The organism is Pedobacter sp. ISL-64 (assembly GCF_018613605.1).
In the GTDB taxonomy this organism is placed as follows: Bacteria; Bacteroidota; Bacteroidia; order Sphingobacteriales; family Sphingobacteriaceae; genus Pedobacter.
In genome coordinates this window covers 224,993-246,401 of record NZ_JAGGPU010000006.1, presented here as the reverse complement: position 1 = coordinate 246,401, position 21,409 = coordinate 224,993, and the positions used below count along the sequence as shown (strand labels likewise).

Annotated in this window: 14 protein-coding genes; 5 read left to right on the top strand and 9 right to left on the bottom strand. The window is 38.3% G+C overall.

Annotated elements, in window-relative coordinates; translation table 11 throughout:
* Positions 1-35: 35 nt before the first annotated feature.
* Positions 36-458: a hypothetical protein gene (locus J7E57_RS09075; protein ID WP_215127233.1), complete on the top strand. Its 423-nt coding sequence runs from the start codon at positions 36-38 to the stop codon at positions 456-458.
* Between the two features lie 131 nt (positions 459-589).
* On the opposite strand, the gene J7E57_RS09070 is transcribed toward J7E57_RS09075, so the two are convergent.
* Positions 590-1,003, bottom strand: coding sequence for a helix-turn-helix domain-containing protein (locus tag J7E57_RS09070; RefSeq protein WP_215127231.1), 414 nt, complete (start codon positions 1,001-1,003; stop codon positions 590-592).
* Between the two features lie 123 nt (positions 1,004-1,126).
* Between J7E57_RS09070 and J7E57_RS09065 the strand changes: the two genes are divergently transcribed.
* The 4 genes from J7E57_RS09065 (at position 1,127) to J7E57_RS09050 (ending at position 6,501) form a co-directional block, all read left to right on the top strand.
* Positions 1,127-1,987: a HEPN domain-containing protein gene (locus J7E57_RS09065; protein WP_215127229.1), complete on the top strand. Its 861-nt coding sequence runs from the start codon at positions 1,127-1,129 to the stop codon at positions 1,985-1,987.
* 18 nt (positions 1,988-2,005) lie between these two features.
* On the top strand, positions 2,006-3,295 hold the full coding sequence (locus J7E57_RS09060; RefSeq protein WP_215127227.1) for a hypothetical protein: 1,290 nt from the start codon (positions 2,006-2,008) through the stop codon (positions 3,293-3,295).
* A 1,093-nt stretch (positions 3,296-4,388) separates the two neighbouring features.
* Positions 4,389-6,041 (top strand): hypothetical protein, encoded by a 1,653-nt coding sequence (locus tag J7E57_RS09055; RefSeq protein ID WP_215127225.1) that lies wholly within the window; start codon positions 4,389-4,391, stop codon positions 6,039-6,041.
* A gap of 4 nt (positions 6,042-6,045) precedes the next feature.
* Positions 6,046-6,501, top strand: a complete 456-nt coding sequence (locus tag J7E57_RS09050) for a hypothetical protein (RefSeq protein ID WP_131029860.1) — start codon at positions 6,046-6,048, stop codon at positions 6,499-6,501.
* Between the two features lie 448 nt (positions 6,502-6,949).
* On the opposite strand, the gene J7E57_RS09045 is transcribed toward J7E57_RS09050, so the two are convergent.
* The 8 genes from J7E57_RS09045 to J7E57_RS09010 form a co-directional block, all read right to left on the bottom strand.
* Positions 6,950-8,272, bottom strand: coding sequence for a site-specific integrase (locus J7E57_RS09045; protein ID WP_215127223.1), 1,323 nt, complete (start codon positions 8,270-8,272; stop codon positions 6,950-6,952).
* A 636-nt stretch (positions 8,273-8,908) separates the two neighbouring features.
* Positions 8,909-9,562, bottom strand: coding sequence for a hypothetical protein (locus J7E57_RS09040; RefSeq protein WP_215127221.1), 654 nt, complete (start codon positions 9,560-9,562; stop codon positions 8,909-8,911).
* A 93-nt stretch (positions 9,563-9,655) separates the two neighbouring features.
* Positions 9,656-10,105, bottom strand: a complete 450-nt coding sequence (locus J7E57_RS09035) for a DUF4304 domain-containing protein (protein WP_215127219.1) — start codon at positions 10,103-10,105, stop codon at positions 9,656-9,658.
* A gap of 91 nt (positions 10,106-10,196) precedes the next feature.
* Positions 10,197-10,646, bottom strand: a complete 450-nt coding sequence (locus J7E57_RS09030) for a DUF4304 domain-containing protein (protein ID WP_215127216.1) — start codon at positions 10,644-10,646, stop codon at positions 10,197-10,199.
* Between the two features lie 11 nt (positions 10,647-10,657).
* Complete coding sequence (locus tag J7E57_RS09025; RefSeq protein WP_215127214.1) at positions 10,658-15,166, bottom strand: RHS repeat-associated core domain-containing protein; 4,509 nt, start codon at positions 15,164-15,166, stop codon at positions 10,658-10,660.
* 41 nt (positions 15,167-15,207) lie between these two features.
* Positions 15,208-18,624, bottom strand: coding sequence for a hypothetical protein (locus J7E57_RS09020; RefSeq protein ID WP_215127212.1), 3,417 nt, complete (start codon positions 18,622-18,624; stop codon positions 15,208-15,210).
* Between the two features lie 107 nt (positions 18,625-18,731).
* Entirely contained in the window at positions 18,732-20,186 is a 1,455-nt protein-coding gene (locus J7E57_RS09015; protein WP_215127210.1) for a hypothetical protein, read from the bottom strand.
* Positions 20,187-20,487: 301 nt separating this feature from the next.
* Positions 20,488-21,408: an IS3 family transposase gene (locus J7E57_RS09010; protein WP_215127208.1), complete on the bottom strand. Its 921-nt coding sequence runs from the start codon at positions 21,406-21,408 to the stop codon at positions 20,488-20,490.
* Position 21,409: the final 1 nt, after the last annotated feature.

The following is a 21,409-nucleotide window of genomic DNA, read 5'->3' as shown; positions in this document are numbered from 1 at the left end:
TATTAATTATAACATTTATAAGGAAGGAATCTAATATGAGCAATCAACAGACACCTGAAAAAACAATGATTGATGAAGTGGTAGAAAATTTAATCAGAAAGACAGATTTTTTGGAAAAGGAGCTGACCACTAAAAATGCAGCAATTTTGCAAAAAGAAGAACAGACACAATCATTAATAGCAAATTTTGAACAAAAATTCAGCAATGTGGTGATTCAAGGCCCTAAGCCTGATTTGTCTGAAATCAATGCAACATTGAAAAATGGATTATCCGGTATAAACCAAAGTATGAAGAAATGGCCAACGCCGCTCAAAAAAGAATTCCGCTTTATATTTTTTCCCGAGCAGCTTAGGAGTGTGGAATATGTTAGGGCAGTATTGACCAGGGTTATTGTCTGCATATTAACTTTTGTATTCCTGATCTTCGCTTATTTGTTGATGGATAAACATCTAAAGTAAAAGGTCAAGTAGTGCCTGCTGCGTTTACGTTTAACATGTATTGAAAATCCGTTGGTTTTAAGAAAAATCAGCCTCCGTAGTACTACAGAGGCTGATTCCGTTTATATTATAAAAAGGTTAAACCGGAAAATTTACTTTTCGTTATTCGTACCTTTAAGTAATTCTACCTTTTCACGTTCACTTTGAAGCAATCGTTCATATAGATCTATGATTTTCTCAATAGTATTAAAAGTTGGTTGGTAGTTTAACGAGCTTGCTATCAATGTTGAATTATCACTACTGGTATTGTGAAAGGTGTTAGAGATAATATTAAAAACAGCCTCATCCGAGTATTCTTTTATAGCATTACTAGAGACTCCCAAAGCAATTGCAACTTTTTCTAATGTCGAATCCTCAATTTCTTCACTCTGTTCAAGTTTGCTAATAGCCTGCTGGCTAATGCCTAGTTCAGCCGCAAGCGCTTCCTGCTTCATACCACGCAGTTCACGAATTCGGCTTATTTTTCTACCAAGATGCATTTTGTTCGTTTTTTCTGAGGTTTCCATGTTCAAATATATTTAAAAAATTCCGACAGTTAAAAACAACCCTGTGCTTGTATTTAACAAACTGTTATGGTTCCGTACGCGCTTTTTCTGATCGAAATTGGTTTTCGTATTAACCATGAAGATATGAAAAAGAAATTATTAAAGCCAGTGGAAGGCCAGAGCGAAAGGTTTTCTACTTTTGTACGGGAACTCGCCCAAAAGTTTAATCCGCTAAATATCCTCAAGTTTGGGGAAATCAGTACCAATAAGGATTCCTGTAGCTCCTTTATGCCTGAGCAGAAAAACTCCACTTTTCATTATTACCTTTTAATGGTCATTGAGGGAACTACACGGATTGAACATGGGGTTCAGGACTACGTAAACACACATTTTAATTATGGGAAGATCACGATTTTAGTGCACAGCAAAGAGAGCGTTGAAGCGGCTATTGCGGGCAACAACAGGTTTTTTATTAACGTATTTAATACAGGCATTCAGCTGTATAGCCACGATGGTACTTTCAACCTGTTTCCCGAGTACCAGCTCGATAAAAAGATATCCCTTGAAAAAGCAAAAAAACACCTTTATCATAGGATACCAATGGCACAGGGGTTTTTGGATGGTGCCGGAGAATGTTACAGCAATGAAAAATTCAATGTCTGCGTATTTATGCTTCACCAGGTTGTAGAGCAGTCCTGCATTGCAATGATCAGGGTATTTATGGCTTATAGGTCTGATATACACCATCTGGGCAGGTTACTGGATATCTGTGCGTGTTTCTCGGAAAAGCCGAGAGAACTATTACTAGGTACTCCGGATAACAGGAGGTTATTTGAAAAACTGATGAACAGTTACAGCCATGCAAGGTATAAGGATAATTTTAATGTCGAAATGGGTGATGCGGATAAACTTTATACGCTGGTACATAATTTTCTGGTTCTTGCAAAAAGCCTCTGTGACAAAAAAATAGATCTTCTTGCACGGAGTGTGAAGATACAGGACTAGAGAAAGGAGAAATCGAAAATGGCTGATATAACTATGGTAGCTGGAAAACCGATTTCCCAGTTTTACAAACTTCCTTTTGAAAAAAATAGCCGCATATTGAGATTAAATGTCCTTGAGTCCCATACCGAGATGAGGGCTGGTAACAGACCATTTTATCGAGTGGAAAGGAAACCAGTTTCCTTTAAGAAGGGAGTATTAACAATTAGGGTAAAGCTTGAAAATGAGCACCCTGTGAAGGTTTACTTAAAGGTGGAATATGATCATCTACTGGTAAGCTGTAGCGTTGATACGGATGAGTGTTATCTCGGAAGATATGCTTATCGAACCCTAAGAGCAATGTTATGGAATGAATTCCATGACTTTGAGAAATATTACTGGCCGGAATGCTTTAATGAGATAACCGGAAGGTCTAAATATCTTGATGTGATCTGTGACCGCTATGGAATAGACATCAAATTAAAGAAAATATTCAATGGCTTTTTTAGGCCAAATGATTATTTCTTACCTATGACGGAACGAAAAGTCTTGAAGAGGGAGGTTGGAAAGAAGGAGCCGATTATCTTAAATAATGAAAATGCTGTTGGCTACTGTCTCGCCAATACAGATCCTGTCCGGTTCCATTCTAACCATTATCCTTTTTTGCTCCCCTATACCTTTTCTGCCAATGCAGATAATAAAACTGTAAAATCATATAAGGGCTTCATTTTCGAGGATAGTGATACTGAAGGATTTGATTTTACCCCAAATCAGGCCGATCTAAACAAGATCTGCTATGAAATGAAGAACATTGCAAGAATTCAGTTCACGGAATATGCAGACAATGAGGAACTGTCGGATGAAATCAACGATTTGAACCTTAACAACAGAGATAAGATTTTTGAACTTTTTAATAAAGCATTGCCAATGCTTTCGCGGGAACCGTTTAGCCACTACCTGTTTACCTATGGAATGAGAAACATACAGAAGAGGCCTATGAAAAAGGATATGCAGGTTGCGACTTTTTCAATGGAAGTCCCAACTTTAAGCTTTCTCCTTACCGACAAGGGAGATCATTATGAGCTTAAATTAAGGTTCAGGGTAAATGGCAAGGTTTTGCTTTTTTGTGAGGATAGGATTGCCATGTTTTTCATCTGCTCCGCTTCAAAGCCCAATGTGTGGTATTTTTTGGAATCCGAAACGGATTCCAGGGTAGTTCTCTTTTTTAGTCGGAAAAATTTTAGAATCCAGGTTCCTAAGGGTTATTATAAGGAGCATTTTGAACATTACGTTAATGAAATCAAAGAATACTATGAGCTTGAAGTCAAATAAATCCATTGACATGGAAGGGATAAAAAACTAATAAGCTTTTCTTTTTGGGTACCAAGATAAATACAAAATAGAATAAGAAAGAGAGCAAGAATATCAATACTCTTGCTTCTTTTCAGTGGTTTATCCAAGTTTTTTATTAGGGATGCCCATCCCGCAAGTGTGGCCTGCGGAACAGCCAAACCCTCCATGGGCCGTTGCTGTTCCCGCATTTTGCATTTACGCAAAACTAGCGTCCTATTCTTCTGCAACGGTCATTTTTGATGTGTCCCAAACAAAATATGATTTTAATGTAATTTGATTTTCTGAAAGAAGGCTAAACGAGTAACGGCCATTACATAATCGCAGTTTACTGATAAAGTTCACATAAACACAATAATGTTAACTAGATAAAAAGGGATAATTTAATTGGGTAATAATCTGTGTGTATATAGTAAACTATTAATGGATAAAAGTAGACTAATAGTCAAGTATTCGCGAAATTAAACGACTATGACCGATTCCTCCTTTTCTTTGGTTTAACCCAGAGTATTTGAAATAGGAATTGATTAAAAGAATGACCCGCTCTACTGAAGCTGATTTAAATATCTTCACTTTAACATCAGAACCATTTAATGATGATTACTTTAAGACACAATAGTCAAGAGCAAAACCCAAACGACTATGTTTAATCTAATTACCGCCAATCAAACTTTGTATTCTTTTAGATACTGATGTCGTATGATCTATAGCAGAACAAAATATTTAAACATCATACAGTAATATTAGGACACTCAAACATGAGATTGTAACGCTTAATTATTTAAGAGGCTTAGGAGAAGCTACAAATGAGAAATCAAGGAATATAATGCCAGAGCTTTGATCAATTGTGACATAGCGTGTTGAGTGGGACAATATGATTTATTCTATATACCGCACTTTAAATTACACCGTCTCAGCTCATTGCTTATCATTAAAGCAATATGTAATATCATGACAATTTAATACATTAATAATTTACAATTTCGTCTAATTATATTTTGTTTTATCAAGTTATGGAATTACATTCGTTCAATCATCCTCTCTAATATTAATTAACTTAAAACAATCTAAATCAATGATGATAAAAATCAACGCTCTATCAATGCCATTAAAGGTAATTGGATTATGTTGCCTAATGATCCTGCTTATTATAGCAGCTTGTAAAAAAGATAATCAGCAAAAACTCGAGAATGCAGAAACTATTTCTGATGTAAAAGCCTGGTTTTCCAGTCAAACATCCAATAGGACTTTGACTACATCACTTTTCCGGCAACCAAATTCCAATAAAATCTCCTCATTAGGGCTTGTATCTACCAAGGCAGTCCCAGGTATTGTTGATCATTCACTTAGTATTGACTGGACAAATGCTAAATCTTACCAATCTTCAGACAGTACCATTATAGAAGTGCCGGTAACAACCGAGGGTATATTTAAATTCAACACGGAAGCACCTGTTGAAGGAAAAAAGGTCAACATAAAAAAAAGCTTTACAAGACTCTTGTTCATAAAAACGTCAACGGCTACTGAAGGCTATTTCATGACCATTATTAGTAGTGATGAATATCTTGCCAGCTCTTCGAACCCAGAACAGAATACGTTCTTAAAAAAGGAACCCAATTTTATAGGCACGATAGTGTATCATAATCTTGATGGCAAAATGACCAATGCCATATCGATCGGTGGCGTAAAATTGCCTAATAAGCAAGCTTCCATAAATCATCAATCCGGTAGTGGCAAAATAATGCAAGCCTTACCTGATGCTTGTATAGAAACACCCATATACGAAGTAATTGGGGTGGATTGCTACGACATCGGCGCTTATTATACGTATTGTGAGAATGTCTATAGCCTTTATGTTGGACATACCATTTGCGGAGGGGGTAGCGGACCAGCTGCACCGGGCGGTGGCGGAACTGGAGGCAGTGGAGGGGAAAGTATACCAACCATAGAGGTGAAACAAGACTCCCTTTTGAAACATTATCCATGCATGGTAAAGGAAGTTCTAAACAAATTGGAAGGCAATCAGAGATACGGAAAGCTAGTTCAACCTTTTCAGAAAATCCAACTGCCAAACGGCACAACACTCGGCATGCAGGGTTTACCAAATTTGAAATATGATTTTTCGGCACAGGATTACGGAGTTGGCACAACTAGTTATAGTTTAGGAACAACGGGAGAATATGCAGGAACGAGCTCGACTATTAGGTTTAATACCGCGGCTATGACCAATGCTTCACAGCTCTTATTGCAGGCAACAGCAATCCATGAAACTGGTCATGCATATGCTAATTATTATATCAAGGCTGGTCAGTATGGCTTCCCTGTGGATACAACTAGATATTCGACATGGGCGATTAATATTGTTAATTTTGAAACGGTTGCCAAGAGTTCGGCCCAAGGAGGTGGGAATTTCAACGACCATTCCATATTTTTAGAAGAATATTTCGAGAATTTCTGGGGGATATTGAAGGCCGTCAACGGTACCGCATATACGAATAAAGAATACCAAATGGCCGCATTATTTGGTTTGAACAATCCTGGCCCAGCCCCACAGTCTCCGATTGTAAATGGAGTAAATGTATACGAAATTTACAAGGGTATGCTAATCACATCTTTTAACAATATTAAAACAAAGTATGGAATTACCGATGCTGAATTAAATACTTTTAATTTAGCAAATCTAAAAAATGTTCCTGCTAATAAAAAATTGCCTACCACTTGCCCTTAATACCATGAAAAAGAAATTGTTTTTTATCGCCATCTTATCAACTATAATCTTTGAGGCATTTTCCCAAAGCATGAATAAGAAAATTTATTTCTTAGCAGACACAATAAATATATCTCCGCCTAATCGATTGTTAAAAATTGAAACGATAAGTTTTTTCGAACACCACTTTACATTCTTTTGCAAGTGTACCCCCCCCTATAAAAGCTACACAGTATTTTCATACATCAATAAAAAGGGAGACAAGAAAGAAGAAATCGTATCGAAAAAGCCAGATCATCCTTATATAAGCTTCAAAGAATTAATGGATATTTCAGCAGAACACAATCGTTATCTTGATAATAAGTATGACCTGTATATTACAGAAGTATTACCAGGCAATAAATATAGAACGAATAAAGTACAATTCGTTCCTTATAGGACTCCAATTGACGATAGCGTGGTAGTGAAAGAGAACCAATAATCGGGTATAAACATACTGTTTCGGAGTAACTTTTTTATAAAATCAGGATAAGAATAACTAGGGGTTATACTTAAAATCACATTAGTGCTGTTTTTAAGCGCATTCGTTGTCCGATTCTAATAAAAAAATGTAGCTGTTGATTGTGTCTCGATAAATAAACCCCTGTTTTTATGAATAGGGGTTTATTTTAATGATTTTTACCTTCCCAAAGCAAATTATCCTTTTAAATTTGTGAACTCTGGAAAGCAACACCTTATGCAATAAAAAAGTAGCCCCCTAAGAATCCATTTGAAAATAATAGAAAGTCATTGTTCAACCTAGATAAACCACACCGAAATAACCTCTATAACCAATCGATCATACCAATTTAACCATATTACGGATAACTGCCTAATATTTAAATATTAGGCAGTTGAAGGTAAATATCTGGGTTAATTGGTGATCAGTTTTAACAGGCTTCGGTCATTTTTGAAACCGGAGTGCATTTCTTCCTTAACATCGCTGTGTCTGCGCTTATTTTAGATTCTGGGACTTCATTAACCAGCTGGTAACGGGAAACAAATTTTTCCATAAGCGGGGCCATATCTTCACTTACTTTGGTATCCAATACTTTAGCATATAGTTGTGTGGTGCGTATATTGGTGTGTCCAAGCATTTTAGATACGCTTTCGATCGGGACACCATTCAATAAAGTTACAGTAGTGCCGAAAGTCCGTTTCGCTACACGGTTGCCTAATATTTTATTAACCCCTGAAAGTGCCGCAATTTCAACCAGATATTCGTTCATCTTTTGATTGCTTGAAATGGGTAGGGCCCTGTCATTGTTGAGACAGTATGGATGGTCTATGTACTGATCAAGAATATTTGCAGCTATTGGCAATAACGGTATTGCTGCCCTGGTATCTGTCTTTTTTCTATAGGTAAATATCCAGCGTTCCCCATCAACCCCAATACCGATGTCGGCTAATTTTAGTTTTTGAACATCGGCATAGGAAAGCCCGGTATAACAGCTGAATAGGAAAAAATCACGCACGTGAGATAGCCTTGGAGTAGTAAACTGTTTTTCGGTGATCTTACGCAATTCATCTGCGGTCAGATACTCCCGATGTACAGGTTTGGATTTTAGTATATGTCCGAAGAAAGGATCAGTGTGGATCCATTTATATTTCCGGCAGATGGTAACTATTTTTTTGAGGTTTTTAAGGTGTTTATTAGCCGTATTGGTATCGTTCTCCTTGGTCGTATGCAAATAAAAGTCAAAACCATCGATAAACTCATGGTCTATACTTTTTACGTTAAAGTCCGCTCGATTGTATTTAGCGGCAATGAAATCTTCAACATGCCTTTCCAGTACCTCAAATCTTCTAAGTGTCCCAGGCGCATATTCTTCTTTATCCACTAATGCTTTCATTTTTTCATTGTGGGTTTTAATGGCCTCCAATATAGTATGTGCTTTTTCTTCTTTACCTAAGAATTTGCATTTAACAGCATCGGCGGTTATTTCGGCTCCGTCTACGCTTAGCTGGCTATGGGCTGCATAAACTTCTGCTTTCATATTTTCCAGATAGGCATTCAGGGTTTTAACATCTTCCTTTGTGCCGATGACTTTTCCGGCTTTTGCGTTCCACCGCTCCGGCTCGCAATTTCTGCTTGTTGACATTTCCGCACGAACCCCGTCCACTGTAATTCTTAAAAAGATAAAGTAGACAGCCCCTTTTGTGTAGTTTTTTGGCTTTTTCAAAAAGAAAAGCACGCTAAAATTAGTTTTCATAACGATAACATTAAGGTTAAATAAAAATAGCTTTGCAGTTTCATTCACACAAGATGTTCACCTATTAAACTAGCTGAATATCAATGTATTAATACGAATTAGGGGAGTTTGATATTATAAAGAACGACGCACCGAATGACGCACATTTTATATGCGATTTCGTGCATATTTTGGCAAAACCCGTAAAAGCAAAAACCCTGCAATCGTTTGATTTGCAGGGTTTTAGTTCTCTTTGATATTGTTTCTTGTGATCCCGCTGGAATCACTTTATGTCGATATAATCCGCTTAAATGGCGTTATTTCAAAGGATTTCAAAATCGGGTCACTGAATGGGTCACCATTTTATTTGACCTGTTTTGATGTGTTTTAAAGAACTTTTTGTATGAAACAAAGATAACCATTTTGTAGAATCCTGCAAAGACTATCATCAAAATTCTTTATGTTTACTTCATTTTAACATACTAAAGTAAAAAGCTCGAATCATTCATAGAAGCTCAGAAGTTTTAACAGGAATTCGTCATATAAATGTTGTCTCTACGAGAAGCCCATCCGTCAATATCTCCATCTAATATTGGTAAATCTTTAGTTTTTATTTTGTTATCATGGTACATATGTGTGGTTTGGTAGTTATTGTTCTCAAACTTTAACTCGAATAGACTTTAGGCAAGCTTCGCCAATTTCCTTCCACTCTATTAGCTGTCCGGTGGTGCAGTTAAAAGTGCAGATCATTACGCGTCCGTCAATAACTGTAGCAACCATTTTATTATATATTTTTGTATTGTAGGCATCACTCACAAATTCAACTACTGCAAAATCTCGGCCGCTAACGTTCGTTATTTCGCTTGTAACTTCTATGCCCGTTGATTTTAAATTGGCTGACATCATTTGCACAAGCTTAGCAGCATCATTTCCTATTGTGACTCTCGAATTAAATCTAAAGGCAATATTAACGCTACCATCCTTATTTGAAAAGGCTATCTCAGGCGGATTTGCATTAGGATATTTTCTTACTAGTTTACTCCTGTCCAGCCGCTCTAAGGAAGCCGGAATTATAATTTCCAATTTGTTGTCATAAAGAGAAATTATCTTCGCAGGATTTTGGTTTTTGTTCGGATGCACATTGTCATTTTGAATCCCATTATTTACAGGCAGGGAATCAGTACCAATAGTAATTGCACCCGGCTCGTTATATTTTACTTCAGGAACCTCCCCAGGCTTGTTGTCGCCATTGCAACTTGTAGTAAGTAGAACCAAAGGCAGGAAGGGAATTAAAACGATCTTCTTATACATGTTTTAGGGTGGTTAATTTGATGTACAATGCCAAAACTTTAATGAATATTGAGTAACGAAATTTGTACGGTGTGAAACCTGTAGTAGCATAACCTAATCAACAGGTAATCCAAAATGTTTTTTAACCACAAGTGGAATATCATTGAGATGTGGACGATTCTGTAAGTCAGCTAATATATCGTCTTCACTGTTTTTTGATTGTAATTTTTGGACTAGGTCAATTTCAAGAATGTTTGTTAGGCCGAATTGCCTTTCTACATCATTAATGTTATTCTCTAAATCTAACAATTCATTAATTCTTTGATTTTCTTTTAAATCACTAGAGCCGAAGCGATGATAAATATGCATGGTATTGTTACCTAGCGGAACACTTTTCAGAATAAATCCATAGTTAATATAATATAGGTTACTATAATTGGACTTCTGGAGGTTAATCATCTTTATGATTTCCCCATAATTGTTTACCCAATAGTTTCCCTTCTTTTTATAGTTTAATGGAAGGAATATGTTATCGAGTATTTTAGCTAAATCTTTCTTTTCCATACTAAGGTTTTAATATAAATCCAATACCGCATTCAACCACTAAATCTTTATTCTTGAAAGTGGAGTCCTTGTTAGAACTCCACCTCAATTCTCACCTGGCAGCCAAATTAAAATGTTCTAACACCAAAGGGGGTATTCCAATTAGGCGTTCTCGTCGATTGAGTACCTTGAGCAGATCTGCTTCGTTATTAACTTCATTAAATTCAGAAACAATTTTACTTTGAATCCGATCCCTCAAGTCTGACAACCTTTTTTCTGGATTTACGGAAGACTCTAAATCTAACAATTGCTTTATATAGGCATTTTCTACCTCATTTGAGGATGACAGCCCATTAAAAATATGGGCCCTGAAACCATCCAATGGTATAGCCTTGACTATATAATCATAATTTATATAAAATGAGTTTGAAAATTGTGACTTTTGGAGATTTAAGATTTTTGCTATTTCTTCCTTATTAAGCACCCAATTATTCCCTTTCTTTTTGAATCCTAGCGGCACAAATATTTCGTTTAAAAGGTTTATTAAATCTTGCTTTTCCATATTATTATTTTTTAATAAAGATCTAACTGCGTATTCCACAATCCTGGCTCGTTGAAACGTTTTTCAAAAGCGTTTTTGTACTTTTCCAGTTGTTTCAGCCCGCGCTTTATTGATCTCGGATTATTTGGCTTTAGCTCAAAAATAGTTTTTGCAGGCAAATCTACAAAGTCTGGCCGGATTCCCTTTATACCTGTAAATTCTTTAATCCGCCCTAATTCAGGTGCATGTTCTGCAGCCTTATAAACTCTATGCATCGCCCGACCAGTCTTCATTGATGACTTTGTAGCAATTTTTTCGGCACTCTTTGCAGCGGTTGCAAATTGCCCGCCGATTGGTATCATGGCTGCAAAACTTAGTCCAGCACTTAACTTATCTCCCCGTGCCAAATATATCAATCCGTTTATTCCATCAAGGAATTCGAGCCCAGGTACAAGACCTGCTATGTCAAGAACATTTTGAACTCCATTGAGCCATCCTAAATCATAACCATCAGGAGTGCCATCTGGACTACCGTCCTTGATCCCATTGGCCGCAGCGCCGTCAACGTCCTCGGTATTGGTTCCGTGACCGTTTCCACCACCTGTTACACCATCAACCGCGCCGTTGGGGCTTCCCGGAGTATTGGCTGGAGCATTTTCATTACCAGTGCCACTAGCTGAACCACCACCTCCACCGGGTGCATTAGGCACACTACCTAAACCCCCATTAGAGCCACTTCCCCAGCCAGAGCCAGGTCCATCGCGTCCAGGATCATAATCGGCACCTGGATTGTTTCCTCCGCCTGGATTCTCGTTCGATTTGCCTGGTCCATCCCCTACGATAATAACTTCGTCCCATTGGCCGCCATAAAATGCATCAAGCAAGCCATTGTAAAAATCGGACAAAGCAGTTAGTCCGGATGGATCAGTAAATATAACGGGGTTATTATTCATCGCAACATATGGACTTATCATGTCCGGTGATGCACCAAGAGGATCTACACCCATAAACCTTCCAATCTGCGCATCATATTGACGGAAGTTAAAATCCATTATATTTAATCCAAGCTCATTATTATTTTCATTTGTTTGGTATTTATACTTGTTTGGAACGAATCCGCTCGCGACACTTCCGATATTACCCATCGGTAGTCCATAAGGATAATAGTGGCTCTCTTCCTTCAACTTACCAGTTGTAAACCGGACTGATAACTGGTCGAAATAAACATTAGTAAATGATCGGTTGTCGATATAAACAGCAAGGTAACCATTACGCGGTATCTCTAATGGTTGGGTTGTTCCTATTGCGGTCCAAGCATTATTTCCTGTTGCCTGAAAAGCACCACTAAACTGACTGACTATTTTATAACTTTCATCGTAAAGAATATAATTTAAATAGGCTTTGGGCTGAGTGGGGTCAGTAGATTGATTGACCAGTTGATTGAAAACATTAAGATAATTTTCTGTATTGAAGAATTTGCCAACCATATCCGCGTTGTGCGATTCACTACCAATGAATCCGCCTGCTCCACTTGTAAGCGTCTGTGTAATGGCATTTAACATATCCTCAGCAGCCACCGGAGTATCATCATTTTGACTATAGCTCTCATAGAAGCTATTTACGTTCAGCTCTACTTTGTCGCCAGCCATTACTTTCAATAATAGGGATGTTCCAACGCGGTGATCTGGTTCCTGTCCATTAAGCCTTCCTGCCTTGAAATCATCCGGATTAAGGCTGGCAGGTTTATCATCTCTTATTTCGTTTAGGTTATCAAAATACAGACCTTCTATATTGGCACTTGCCAATTCATAAGAAGCCAGGTACTGAAGAATGGGCCAGTTGAAAACATCTATTACACTTCTAACATTCCCCAGGTGATCGGTGACAAAAAATTCCTCCTTTGTAGTGGCATTGGATTGATTAAAAATGGTCCTTCCTTTACTGGTTATTAAGTACTGAAGGCTATCGTTTTTATAAACAAAGTTTCCAATATAATCGGTTCTTTTTGCGGTGGCACCGTTTGGTTTAATTACTTCCTCAAGTTTGATCCCTTCCGCGTCATAACTATATTCAATTCGATCACCATTAATAAACACAATGGCTACGGGCTTATTCATATGGTTATACGTGATATCCTGTATCTTTTTATTCAGGTCACCAGTCACGTTTCCATTGAGATCATACTTATAGTCTGCTGAACCAACATTGTTATTTACAAAATCCCCAATACCATAATTTTGGGTAACGGTATCTTCAACATTTGATAGTCGATAGCTATTGGGATTGTAATTATAATATAACCTGTCAATATCTTTAGGAACAAGTGAACCATTTTCAAACGCCATTCCCCGTTGTTTCATTGACAGAATACTTCCGGCAACGTCGTATTTTAGATTCGATACAGAGTAATCAGTTGCTGTATTTGACCAGGCACTGTTTGTAAGTTCTCTAAAATCTGCGGTTTTTAATCGACCTGCCTGATCATAGGCGTAGCCATATGACATTGGTTTGGCTGAAGAGCCTGCACCTCTCCAAACGATACCTGCAATCTTGCCGTCTTTGCGAACGTTGGTAAAGCCATAATCGTATTTTATAGACTGGCCAAAGGTTCTGCTTTCATTCTGTTTATTTCCTGTTTCCGCATATACAGCGTTAATCCCATTCAATTGACCTCGTATATTATAGTTGAAATCCTGGACCTCGCCATAGTTTCCTAAAACCTGTCTCTTTACCCTTCCAAGTTCATCATAGCTATATAATGCTAAAGTTGACCAGCCACTATTGTTGACTTTATGACTTTTTTTGACCAGCCTACCGCTCGCAGGCTCGTATTCATTTTTTACCAACTCTACATGCCGATTGTTCCCATCAAGAGAAAGGTTATTTTTTACCGTATGTTTACTAATCAGAATCTGGTCGTTAAAACCGAATTGGTTACTTACGAAATGGGCATGTTGATAATCCATCTGGCCCTGATTAGCCATTTTATCAAAGGCGGCGGAAGCAATAATCCTGCCTTTATCGTCATAATAATAAAGCGAATACTTCCAATCCCCAATTCCCTGTTGGGCATTGACAGACTTAAGAATTCTCGTTTTAGTACCAATCAACAAGCTATGGGTCCTACTACTCTTTATCGGTTGCTCGGCACCCGGAATGCTCAACCAATCATTTTGGAATACCTGTTCTTGTTCCAGTAAACTGTATATGTTACCGTTATTATCTATGGTATTGCCATAATGATCATAATAAGAATAGGTCATCATGGTATTACCAGGTATAGCACTTTCGGTTGGCACGATACCTTCTCCACCATCTGTGGTAAGGTAATAGGCAAGTGTGGAAGCTGTAGGGTTGATTGGAGGAGAATCCATCAAATTTTGCCAGTAACTTCTGTCATTAGTATTGTTATATATAGACGTTGCGATTGCCCTGCCAAGTTTGTCGTAAAAGATAACTTCCCACTTACCATCCGCATTTTCAACCGGTGTTTGGCGCATCACCAGCCTTTCGAACCTGTCATAAACCATATAGGTTTTAGCACCCTGACCAGGATGTTGCAGATCACTTAGCCTGCCTTTGGCATCATAATTATATTGAAAACAAAGGTTGTTCAGAATAACAGTTGGCACTGTGGTTCCCGAACCAATGGCCTCAACTGCTTTTGGTGGTATAGTATATCGTAGTGCACCCAGTTGATCGTAGATGTAGTACGTTTCAGCGTATTGCAACGGCAGACTGCTTAATTTTATCTTTTTATAAATAAGATGCCCGTCTTTGTCGTTGAACGTAAGAGAGTATTCGCCTTCAGGGTTCACAGTTTCAATACCAAACAATTCATCCGGTGCATAAAAACTGTTGGCAACTGGTAAGCCCGATGCATCAAGATTCCATATTCTTATTGTATTTGCATCATTTCCAACTTTCTTTGTTGTTGTGCCATTATTTTGACCGATCTGACTTTTGCCCGCTAAATAGCTAATTGTTTTCCTCGAATTGGCATCAGATGCATTCTTTACAGCCGTATAGCCAGTATACCCTTCCTGAGGATATAAACCATCATAATAATTTGCTTGATACGCGAATGTATATGGGCTATATCCAGCCCCGGGATCAGGAGCAGCACTGGCATCTGCAACCCGTGCATATGGGAGTAACTGGTAGGATACTCCGGAAAAATTACGCGTATCAAATGGAACAACATAATGGTTATTCCCATTAGAACTGAAATTTCTTGTTACCTTTTCAATAGGTCTGTTGAAACCATCTTTAAAAACCGTACTTATCTGAACATCCGTTGGAGAACTTGATTCAGAAATGCTATTAGCATTATTAATTGGGACAAGTGGGGTAAGCGTTCTATAATAATTGTATTTACCATTGCTCGGTGCTGGCAAAATGTCGGGCGTTAAACCAACATTTACTGATCCATCAGCGCTGAGCTTTGTAAGGTCAGGAATATTTTGACCATATACATGGAAATTAAGAGAAGTGAATAAGAATACCCAAAGGGCACGCCCATGTTTATAATTGAGATTCATATATTTATTGTTAATTTAGTTATAGAGAATTTTTGAGGCAATTACAATCCGCCATTTATCACCTGTTTAATCTTCTCTGTAATATTTCCTTCCTGATCTTTTGTTAGGTAAAGTCGGCCCATTTCATCATACTCGTAATATGAGATTCTTCCTGCGTGGTCTGTTACAGAGCTCATACCATAAAGCGGGTTATAAGTCCACGAAGTCATAAGAGCATCAACCGGTTGTAATCTAATTTCATCTAAATGAATTGCAATTGTGGGTTGAGGTGCTATATGAATTGACTCCGGGGTGCTTCCAGCATTGAATTTATAGATATAGTTACTCCAACCATTATATTCGTATGTGGCCGCCGTGGGTATTGGTAATAAAGTGCTGCCATAATAAACCTTCGGAATTCCATTATGTGACCAAAAAGAAAGTATATACTCTTTCCCGGCAGTTAGCTGTTGACTTCCGATAATATCGCTATTACCAAGGATATTAGGAGGAGAAAGAACATAAATATATTTACCCGAAACGCCCGATAGTAATGCTGTCGCCGCTGTAATAATTTTTGTTGAATTTAAAACCAAATTACCACGAACAATATTTCCAGTTTGGATTCCAATGTCCTCGAAGCTGGTATAAGCAATTTCATTTTGCCTGCAATTTGAAGCCTCTGCAACCTTGGCATCTATCGCGGTATCCCAGATCATCGAAGCATACTTATTTAGATTAAGATATTTTATCTCCAATGGCTTACCTTCTGCGTCAAACAAGGTTATTTCACGAGTTTTCTGAAAATAGGGAACAGGTCCAGCTGTATTGTAAGCGGCGAGTATTTTTCCATATGGATTCATAATTGGGCTGCCCATAGAAATACCAGTGTATTGAGTATAAGTAACAGGTGCATTTGCGATGAAGTCAAATCGGCCCTTCTCCCAAAGCTTTCCCGGCGTCCAGCTATATCGTGTTATATTTGCATTAATTAGAGCGTTTGAATAAGGTAGGATTCCAGGTGCCATTTTCCAGCGCTCTATACCAACTACTCGTTCAAGTCCAATGCTAGTCATATTGTATAGCACCGTATTAGGATTTGCAGCCCAGGAGGAATTGGGCCCGTCAACAGTATAATTATAAATAAGGTTAGTTGAAAATCTATCTCCCTTACTGTCCTTAGTAATTATTGAGCTTAAGTTATTCTTTTCGTCATAAAAGTATTCGGCCGTATCTGAAACGAAACGTATATCAGAAATGTACTTTTTGGTGATTGTTTTTGACAAATTTGCGGTGCCTGTATAAGGATAGTATGTATCCGGAAACACGATTTTATTTGAATAGTAGTCATCACCAAAAGGCACATTCACTAAAGCACCAGTATTAACTTTCGACTTTTTTGTATTGGTAATATATGACGATGCGGACAAGTCAACGGATGAGAAATCATAAATATTTTCCGTTTTTGTTACAATACGGTTATTATTATCATACACTGTTACACTTAAAGGAAGGCCGATTTCCCAATCTTTAATATATTGTTTATTCGAGTATGGAAATTCGTAGAGCTCTTTACTTCCGTTTACTTTGTAGAATCTTGATGATGATAATGCATCGGCAATATTGGTAAAGGTGTACTCGGTTCTGGACAATAACTGTCCTGAAGAATTATACTTTTTTAATCCAACATTTGAGTAACCATGGTTTGAACCATTTACAAACTGATGTGCAGTCAAATATAGTCCTTGAAACATCACTTTTTCCCAAACATTTGTCTGACTGTTTATATACTCTGGATAATGCACGTAACCGCCCGGAGTAAACAACCTGCCGCTGTTATGATAGTCAATAACGGTTATTTTCGCTTCATTTAGATGAAACCTTTCCTTCTCTATAATAGAATCGATTGCGACACCATCCATTCCCAGAGTTCCAGTTCCAACAAACAAATTATTACTACTTCCTCCAGGTACCACAAAAGGCGAAGCGATGTCATTGGAGTTTGCTTTGTAAACAAATTTAACTTCACCACCATACGCGTTTTTGACTTTGATAAGTAAGCCAGCCTGGGCATAGTAAGGAAGATATGATTTGCCTAAGCCATAATTAGCCGACCCTGGCGTATTGTAATTATGCTTTGGAATATTAATTTTATTACCGCTTCCATTAACTTCTGTGGCAATTGAATCAGCGTTAAAATATCCAAAAAGATCTTGGCCGGTATTGAGCCTATTCGGAAGCTTTACCGCATTGTATTCAAAAGAAAAGTACTTTTCCTCAAAGCTATTATCACAGCTCACAATCTTTATAGAGTCAAGATACCATCTGTCAATAGGTTTAGATTGGAACAATTTATACCGGAAACAATTTTGAGGTTCCCGTCTTGATAAAACTTGTATTTCTTTTAATTGTTTCTTCAGCCCGGTAGTCACATTGGTTCCGTCATATACAAATTTTACTGAGTTTCCATTTGGATAATTAATGTCAACAAGTTGCGAGAACATAGGAGTAGAAGGCCCTTCCCATTTAACACCGCGATATTCCCTAGTCCCATTACTGTTCTCACGAACGAGATGATTTTTGTATCTCGTATACGATCCTAAACCGTAACCCCATAACCACGAGTAAGTATAATTATAAGTGATTTCACTACCATCCGCGAACGTGACCTTTTTTACGTTCCATTTTAGTGTATGGAAGAAATGTCCTAACTGTCCATCATCCCAATAGATGTTATCATAAAAGGTTTTATGCTCATGCTCTCCTGGTTCAAACAGATATACTGTTCCTATTTCGTCTGTTATTTGAAAGCTAAGATCATTGTCGCCGGGGCCGGGGCCGATTATCTGATTGGTAAAACTGTAAACTGGAGCACCATTCAAAAGCAACTGTATTTTTACATTTCTTTTCGGATGTGTAAAAGTTGTAAGTTCATTTCCCAAATTGAATGTGAATGTTTTTCCATTCAAATTAACGATGAAATCATCACTTTCACCGTCACGGTACACGTTTGTCATAGCCTTCTGCGCGGGGGTTTCCCAATAAGTAAATAGTTTCCCTTTTACATATTTGTTTATATTCCACAATGCTGTATCGCCTTCGTACAGAGAGTCAGCATTTGAATTGTAGTTTATTTCATCAGGGATATCTTTAACTATTCTTTGAATACTATTCTGTGCTGAGAGATTCCAATGCAAACCTTCAGGATTCTCCACCTCATCCACAAGGACTCCTTTAGTGTTATAGTTAAATGATACGCTGAAATCCATCTCATCTTTGCTGTAAGTATAGATCGGAATGCGAACATCTACTGTGCCGTCAAAGAGATTGCTATTATAGAAGTTGTTAATCCCAAATGAATTCCCAGCAGCCGACAACATGTTTGGATCGGGTTGCGTACCTCCCGGTTGCGCAAATGTTTGAATAAAGCTCAGTGATAATACTATCAGTAGTTGAGCCCTTAATAGTTGTTTGTTCATAATGGTGGTATTGTGTTTTTAATTTTGATTCCTGTTTAATATATTTTCAGCAAAGCTATTTTAGAAGTACGCCAATACGTGGCGTGATTAACTTTTGATTATTGACTTTATCTCCCCCAGCCAAACCTCAGCACGAACGGGCTTCTCAATTCCTCCTGCTGCCATAAAAAGTTATAGCCTGCCAGGAAAGTGCCGCTCCAGTTACTATTGATCCGGTAACGTTTCATGATCCCGATATAGGCTGCTTGCTGCTGACCACCAAAGCTTTCTTTAAGGATGTTATTATGGGCATCAGGGTTGGAAGGGTTGGTTGATTGGTTTTGAGTTTCCGGCAGGTAGGGCCTATTGGCAGGCCGGAAAATCCTTTCATACCCCGCCTGTGCACTGAAGCCGTATATCAGCTTCCAATCGGCGAATGCCCTTGCACTTACCCCTTCATAAGTCAGTTTAATATTCTGCCAGTTCTGGCCCAGTCCTGTGCTCAGGGCTATGCCTATACCGTAGCTGAGTTTCGGGCTATGTTTGAATGCAACACCAGCACCTAATTCCAGCATGGCTGGCCTTAATCCGTCCGGTGTATCTCTTGTTGTTTGAAAATTATAGACTGGTTCAAGACGTTTTAAGAACGGCTTTCCGCGCTCAGGGTTCTTTTTGAAGGTTGGTTTTTCTATATTTTTCAGTTTGTTCTTTGCCTGCTTTGCTTCGTTAAGTGTTTGCTTTGCATTGTTGATGCCGTCTTTGGCCTCTTTTACTTTATCGGTAATGCCTTTGAGTTTTTCACTGTAGTCTTTTACCTGGTCAGCCATTTGTTGCTGTACTGATCCCAGACTACTACCAAACTTTTGCTGCAACAAGCCATTAACTTGACTTTTCGTCTGGAATCCTAAACGTTGCAGATTTTCGGCTGTTGCGTTGTTTCCTAAACCTCCGAATGCCCCGCTGTTATTGCTGGTCAGGCTTTCACCAAAGCCTTCTGTACCTTGAAGATATTCGAGTGCTGCTGTTTCTGCTTCATCAGGCTCATCGGCCAGTTCTTTCCAGGCTTTTATTTTCTCTTTTGCGTAATAAACTTTCTTCTGTATATCCTGTAAGCCGCTTATACCCGCTTTGCCTGTAAGGCTTTCCAGTGCGCTGGTGCGCTGGCCTATCAGTGCATCTATATGCTGTTGGGTATTTAGTTTTTGTTGCAGTTCGGTGAGCTCTTTGCTTTCTATACCGGCTTTGCCGGCGACGCCGGTAAGTGTGTTTAGTTTGGCACTTTGTTTTTGTATAAAGCTTTGCACTCCTTTAAGGCTGTCAATAATGCCGGCCTTTGATATATGTTGTTGCTGGTAAGTGCTATCTTTTGAAAGTGTTGCTATAGAATCATAGCTGATACCCTGGTTCAGGTATTGTTTGTATAGCGCGGAATCTTTTGCAGCAAGCCGTTTAAGGATCTTTTCTTCCTTGCGCATTAATCGTTTTAATAAACGCTGCTGTATTTTATCTGATTTGTCAAGGTATTTGTCCAATGCAGAACTCCTGCTATCCATGTACTGCTTCGCATATCCTATACTTTCCACTGTTTCCGCTTGCTGGGCGTACAGGGAAGGGCAAAACAAGTATGTGATTGCAAAAATATGTCTGAAAATGGTTTTCAGTGACTGGGTTTAAACTGCGTAAAAAAATAATTCACAAATAATAATATTGGGTCATCAGGCCACAAAAGTTGTAAAACAAGCTTAGGAATGCAATAGGTAGATTTCCCCTTTTTTAGGGTGGGGAATTTTCCCCATGCATCAACGAAGACACTGTGTGTGTATAGTCCTGAAAAAAGTTTACAGTTTGAGATAAATAATCCTAATCCTGGTTTACAGTAATTGCTTAGTCCTGCTCCTTGTTTACAAACGTAATCTGTTTCTGGTAATAATTCCTCCATAATTTTCCAGTGTCTAATTGTCTACCTGAGAGATGCAAAAAATTAGGTGTGAAATTGCTTATACTCATGTGAGGACGTTCGTTATTGTACAATGTAACAGCTCTTTTTAATACAACAGCTGCCTCTTTAAAAGTCCTAACCTTATAATTATGCAAGTATTCATCCTTCATGATACCATTTAACCGTTCTGCTATCGCATTTTCAAGTGGATCGCCATTTTCGGTCATACTAATTCGTATTCCATAATCCTGCAATAGCTTTACATACTCATGACTGCAATATTGAATACCTCGGTCGCTGTGGTGTACGAGCTGCGAATGGTGCTCTGCCCCCAAGGCAGAGAGCGCCATTTGCAAAGCTTGTACACTTTCAATAGCAGCCAATGTTTTGGCCAGTTGATAACCTACTATTTTTCGAGAGTAAGCATCTGTGATAAAGCTGATATACAGATTGACCTTATCTACCTTCCAATAAGTGATATCGCTCACCCACAACTGGTTTATACTTGTTGGCACAAAGCCCCTGATAAGGTTGGGGTACTTTCTAAGCCAATGATGTGAGTTGGTCGTGTACACGCCTCTTTTTCTTTTCCTAACTAAAAGGTTATTGGCTGCAAGCAAGGCAAACAAGGCATCTCTTCCCATTTTTATACTATGCTCCAACATAAAACCTTCCAATAGATCATATAGCTTACGCGCACCCATCCTGGGGTGAGACCTTCTTATGCTTATCACTTCCTGTAATACCAACTCTTCTTCGATACTTGTCGAAACGCCTTCCCAGCGATTTTGATAGTAAGCCTGCCTGGTAATACCAAACCAACCACATAGTTTGGCAAGGCCTATGTGCGAAAAATCAATTTTCATA

Excerpts from the sequence above, each read along its gene's own strand:
- J7E57_RS09075 (WP_215127233.1), top strand. The coding sequence starts at position 36 with ATGAGCAATCAACAGACACCTGAAAAAACAATGATTGATGAAGTGGTA.
- J7E57_RS09070 (WP_215127231.1), bottom strand. The coding sequence starts at position 1,003 with ATGGAAACCTCAGAAAAAACGAACAAAATGCATCTTGGTAGAAAAATA.
- J7E57_RS09065 (WP_215127229.1), top strand. The coding sequence starts at position 1,127 with ATGAAAAAGAAATTATTAAAGCCAGTGGAAGGCCAGAGCGAAAGGTTT.
- J7E57_RS09060 (WP_215127227.1), top strand. The coding sequence starts at position 2,006 with ATGGCTGATATAACTATGGTAGCTGGAAAACCGATTTCCCAGTTTTAC.
- J7E57_RS09055 (WP_215127225.1), top strand. The coding sequence starts at position 4,389 with ATGATGATAAAAATCAACGCTCTATCAATGCCATTAAAGGTAATTGGA.
- J7E57_RS09050 (WP_131029860.1), top strand. The coding sequence starts at position 6,046 with ATGAAAAAGAAATTGTTTTTTATCGCCATCTTATCAACTATAATCTTT.
- J7E57_RS09045 (WP_215127223.1), bottom strand. The coding sequence starts at position 8,272 with ATGAAAACTAATTTTAGCGTGCTTTTCTTTTTGAAAAAGCCAAAAAAC.
- J7E57_RS09040 (WP_215127221.1), bottom strand. The coding sequence starts at position 9,562 with ATGTATAAGAAGATCGTTTTAATTCCCTTCCTGCCTTTGGTTCTACTT.
- J7E57_RS09035 (WP_215127219.1), bottom strand. The coding sequence starts at position 10,105 with ATGGAAAAGAAAGATTTAGCTAAAATACTCGATAACATATTCCTTCCA.
- J7E57_RS09030 (WP_215127216.1), bottom strand. The coding sequence starts at position 10,646 with ATGGAAAAGCAAGATTTAATAAACCTTTTAAACGAAATATTTGTGCCG.
- J7E57_RS09025 (WP_215127214.1), bottom strand. The coding sequence starts at position 15,166 with ATGAATCTCAATTATAAACATGGGCGTGCCCTTTGGGTATTCTTATTC.
- J7E57_RS09020 (WP_215127212.1), bottom strand. The coding sequence starts at position 18,624 with ATGAACAAACAACTATTAAGGGCTCAACTACTGATAGTATTATCACTG.
- J7E57_RS09010 (WP_215127208.1), bottom strand. The coding sequence starts at position 21,408 with ATGAAAATTGATTTTTCGCACATAGGCCTTGCCAAACTATGTGGTTGG.